Annotated in this window: 4 protein-coding genes and 1 pseudogene; 3 read left to right on the top strand and 2 right to left on the bottom strand. The window is 69.8% G+C overall.

The annotated features are described in order from the left end of the window. Positions 1–539: pseudogene (locus D477_RS01375) on the top strand (DUF4129 domain-containing protein); the annotation flags it as partial. Here D477_RS01375 and rox read toward each other — a convergent pair. Further along, a complete protein-coding gene (gene rox / locus D477_RS01370; protein WP_005266531.1) occupies positions 457–1956 on the bottom strand; it encodes a rifampin monooxygenase in 1500 nt (499 codons plus the stop codon). The pseudogene D477_RS01375 and the gene rox overlap by 83 nt on opposite strands. Positions 1957–2140: 184 nt before the next feature. On the opposite strand from rox, the gene D477_RS01365 reads away from it, so the two are divergent. Both D477_RS01365 and D477_RS01360 read left to right on the top strand, forming a co-directional pair. Continuing rightward, entirely contained in the window at positions 2141–2590 is a 450-nt protein-coding gene (locus D477_RS01365) for a helix-turn-helix transcriptional regulator (RefSeq protein ID WP_005266530.1), read from the top strand. A 5-nt stretch (positions 2591–2595) separates the two neighbouring features. Then, complete coding sequence (locus D477_RS01360) at positions 2596–3006, top strand: VOC family protein (RefSeq protein WP_005266529.1); 411 nt, start codon at positions 2596–2598, stop codon at positions 3004–3006. 278 nt (positions 3007–3284) lie between these two features. On the opposite strand, the gene D477_RS01355 is transcribed toward D477_RS01360, so the two are convergent. After that, positions 3285–4565: NAD-dependent succinate-semialdehyde dehydrogenase (locus D477_RS01355; RefSeq protein ID WP_005266528.1), on the bottom strand; the 1281-nt coding region annotated here is incomplete at its 5' end.

Genomic DNA, 4565 nt, shown 5'->3' with positions numbered 1-4565 from the left:
GCACCCGCCGCCGCCGCACGCTGCTGCTCGACCCACGCACGCCCGGCCGGGACACCGCCCTCGCTGCCTGGCGGGAAATCCTCGACACCGCAACGGACTACGGCATTCCGGCCGCGCCCGAGGAATCGGCCCGCACCTTCGACCGCCGGTTGGGCAAGGAGCTGGCAGCCGACGCCGGTCCGGACGCTGCCGCCGCGCTCGCCCGGCTCCGCCAGGACTACGAAGTCGCTGCCTACGCCAACCCCGCAGCTCCACTGCCGCACGCCGCCAGCCCCGCCGCTCCACTGCCGCACTCCGCCAGCCCCGCAGCTCCCCTGCCGCACGCCGCCACCGCGTACGACGGCGGGCCCTCCGGAACTGCCCCATCTTCCGCTGTGAGCGGGAGCCTTCCCGGCCGCTCTCCCGGCAACAGCCCGGGTGACGCTGGCACCCGGCGCTGGACCGACGTCGAAACCGTCACCCGCGCCCTGCGGACCCGCGGCCCGTGGCACCAGCGCCTGCTCGACCGGCTGTTCCCCCGCTCGCTCTTCCGCCGCTGACGGCAGCGCCAAACCACCTGGACAGCTGGCCGCGCAGCTCCTCCTGCCCTCCGCCAACCCATGCCACGTGGCCGTCCGGCCGCAGCAGCGCCGCGGGCACTCCCAGTTCCGCGCTGGCCTCGACGACGTGGTCGACCCGGTCCGCCCAGCCCGCTACCGAAAGCCTGCCGGTCCGGTCGAGCAGCAGCCCGCGGCCGCCGTGCATCAGCTCGTAGAGGCGGCCTCGCTTCAGCCGGAGGTCACGCAGCCGCCGGCCGAGCAGTTCGTGGCCGGTCCCGAAGTCGTAGCGGATCCCGATCGCACTGATTTTCCCGGTCAGGTACCGGTTCACGTCGTCGAAGTCCATCAGCTCCGACAGCAGCCGGCGCACGGCTTGGGGTCCCGGCTCGGTGGACATCAGCTCGGCCTGCGCACGGGTGTTGTCCAGCACGTCCGCGGCCACCGGGCGCCGCTCGGTCTCGTAGCTGTCCAGGAGCCCGTCCGGGGCCCAGCCGTTGACTTCGGCGGCGAGTTTCCAGCCGAGATTGAATGCGTCCTGGAGGCCGAGGTTGAGCCCCTGCCCGCCCAGCGGCGCGTGGATGTGCGCGGCGTCCCCGGCGAGCAGCACCCGGCCGACCCGGTAGCGTTCGGCCAGCCGGGTGGCGTCGCCGAAGCGCGAGAGCCAGCGCGGCGAGTGCAGGCCGAAGTCCGTACCGGCAACCGCCCGCACCGACTCCTTCAGCTGGTCCAGGGTCGGTCCGGCCGCCCGATCCTCCGCCAGCTGCAGGGCGGGCGCGACAACGCGGTAGATCCCGTCCCCGAGCGGCCCGGCGCCGAACCCCTTTTGGGTCTTGCGCGCTTCGGCGACGACGGCGGCCAGTTCCTCCGGCGGGATTGTTACCTCCACTTCGCCCAGCAGCCATTCGGTCCGGGCGGGTTCGCCCGGGAAGCCGACGCCGAGCAGCTTGCGTACCGTGCTGCGGCCGCCGTCGCAGCCAACCAGGTAGCGTGAGCGCAGCTGCGTTCCGTCGGCCAGGACCGCGGTCACGCCGCCGTCGTCCTGGCCCAACCCGACCAGTTCGCAGCCGCGCCGCACCTCGACCCCGGCTTCGGCCGCATGCTCACGCAGCATGCGCTCGACCGTGGTCTGCGGGATGCCCAGAGTGTACGGATGTGCCATGTCCAGCTCCGGCGCCGGCTTGGTGATGCCCGCGAAGAAACCGCCAACCGGATGCTGCTGGCCCAGCGGGAGGATCCGTTCCAGCAGGCCGCGCTGGTCCATCACTTCGACGCTGCGCGTGTGCAGCCCGAGCCCGCGGACCACCTTGGTCGGCTCGGCATCCTTCTCGAGCACGAGGACGGACACGCCATGCAGCCGCAGTTCGCAGGCCAGCATCAGGCCGGTCGGTCCGCCGCCGGCAATGATCACATCAGTCATGAGTTCCTCCCCTAACTGCGCCGCAGTGCCCGCGCCATCCACCGACGATTCTGCGCCCCGACCCGGGCCTTGCCGCAAGGCCCCCGGAGCGTTGTACGCTGAAAATGGCAGGAGCGGAACGGCTCTGTGAACGGCGCGCTCCTGGCCTACTGACGCGTCAAGGGTCCGTGGAAGAATGGCAGCGATGGCCAATGGACGCTCCGAGATGCAGCGCTTGCGCGACCTGACCGTCCTTCGCCGTGTCCGCGACCGGATCGACCGGGAGTACGCGCAACCGCTGGATGTCGAAACGCTCGCCCGCGGCGCGCACATGTCCGCCGGGCACCTCAGCCGTGAGTTCCGCCGGGTTTACGGCGAGTCCCCTTATTCCTTCCTGATGACGCGGCGCATCGAGCGCGCCATGGCCTTGCTGCGCCGCGGCGACCTCAGCGTGACCGACGTCTGCTTCGCCGTCGGCTTCTCCTCGCTGGGCACCTTCAGCACTCGCTTCACCGAGTTGGTCGGTGTCCCGCCGAGCGTCTACCGGCGTGAAGCAGCGAACGCCACTGAGGGAATCCCACCGTGCCTGGCCAAGCAGGTCACCAAACCGATCAGGAATCAAGAAGCGCAGCCCCGCCGCCCGCGCCTATCGTGATGCCCATGAACATCACCATTCATTACGCTTTCCTGCCCCACACCGACGCCGAAGCAGCCCTGGGTTTCTACCGCGACATCCTCGGCTTCGAGGTCCGCAACGACGTCGGGTACGAAGACATGCGCTGGATCACCGTCGGTCCGGCCAATCAGCCCGAAACCTCCATCGTGCTGCACCCGCCGGCCGTGGACCCGGGCATCACCGAGGACGAACGCCGCACCATCCTGGAGCTCATCGCGAAGGGCAGCTACGGCGCCATCACCCTGGCCACCGAGGACCTCGACGGCTTCTTCGAGAAGCTGGAAGCCAACGGCGCCGACGTCGTCCAGGAACCGATCGAGCAGGACTACGGCGTCCGCGACTGCGCCTTCCGCGACCCCGCCGGCAACCTGATCCGCGTCAACGAACTGCGCTGACCAAGATCCATTGGCCCGTAGTGGCTGGATTGAGAGCCCAAACCGGCTCCAATCCAGCCACTACGGGCCAATCGTTTCAAGAGGCGGCACCGTCGTCGTCGTTCACTGGAGCGAAACTGTAACGAATCGGCCGGTGAATGGGTACGGAACTCTCCAATCAACGTGCCAGGGGCCGCTCCGGCCAACGCGCTGCCACCGGCGGCTTCGTGCACCGCGGTCGTTAAAGGCCGGACGGGGCGGCAGGCACGATGCCCGCCGCCCCGCCTGGTGCAGCTTGGTTACAGCTCGTCCGCGTACGGATCGGCGATGCCGACGTACTGGGTGTAGAGGTACTCTTCGATGCCCTCGGCGCCGCCCTCGCGGCCCAGGCCGGACTGCTTGACGCCACCGAACGGCGCGGCGGCGTTGGAGATGACGCCGGCGTTCAGGCCGAGCATGCCGGTCTCCAGCTTCTCGCTCACGCGCAGGCCGCGGTTGAGGTCCTTGGTGAAGACGTAGGCAACCAGGCCGTACTCGCTCGCGTTGGCCAGCTTGACCGCTTCATCCTCGGTGTGGAAGGTCACGATCGGAGCGACCGGGCCGAAGATTTCCTCGGCCAGGATGCGCGACTTCGGCGAGACGTTGGTCAGCACGGTGGGCTGGTAGAAGTAGCCCGGGCCGTCCACCGGAGCGCCGCCGGTCACGGCCTTGGCGCCGTGCGAGATCGCGTCCTCGACCAGCTCGTGCACGCCGTCGCGGGCCTTGCCGTCGATCAGCGGCCCGACCTTGGACTCCGGCTCGGTGCCGCGGGCGGGAGTCAGCTCGGCGATCTTGGCGGCGAACTTCTCCGAGAAGGCCTCGGCGATGGTGTCCTGGACGATGAAGCGGTTGGCCGCGGTGCAGGCCTCGCCCATATTGCGCATCTTGGCCGCCAGTGCGCCGTCGACGGCCTTGTCCAGGTCGGCGTCCTCGAAGACCACGAACGGGGCGTTGCCGCCGAGCTCCATCGAGGTCCGCAGCACGCGGTCGGCCGAGTCGCGGATCAGCGCCTGGCCAACCGGGGTGGAGCCGGTGAAGGAGAGCTTGCGCAGTCGCTCGTCCTTGATCAGCGGGCCGGTGACCTTGCCGGCGGTCGAGGTCTGGATGACGTTGAGGACACCGGCGGGCAGGCCGGCTTCCTGCATGACCTGCGCGAAGAGCAGGCTGGTCAGCGGGGTCAGCGTGGCCGGCTTGAGGATCGCGGTGCAGCCGGCGGCAACGGCGGGAGCGATCTTGCGGGTGGCCATGGCCAGCGGGAAGTTCCACGGCGTGATCAGCAGGCAGGGGCCAACCGGCTTCTTCTGGACCAGCAGGCGGTTCTTGCCGTCGGGTGCGGTGCCAAAACGGCCGTCGATGCGGACGGCTTCCTCGGAGAACCAGCGCAGGAACTCGGCGCCGTAGGCCACCTCGCCGCGGGCCTCGGCCAGCGGCTTGCCCATTTCGAGGGTCATCAGCAGGGCGAAGTCTTCGGCGCGCTCGGTGACCAGTTCGAAGGCGCGGCGCAGGATCTCGCCGCGCTCACGAGGAGCGGTCTTGGCCCA

The organism is Arthrobacter crystallopoietes BAB-32 (assembly GCF_000328305.2).
Classification (GTDB): domain Bacteria; phylum Actinomycetota; class Actinomycetes; order Actinomycetales; family Micrococcaceae; genus Crystallibacter; species Crystallibacter crystallopoietes_A.
The sequence above is the reverse complement of the archived record's forward strand: the minus strand, read 5'-3'. Positions and strand labels throughout refer to the sequence as shown.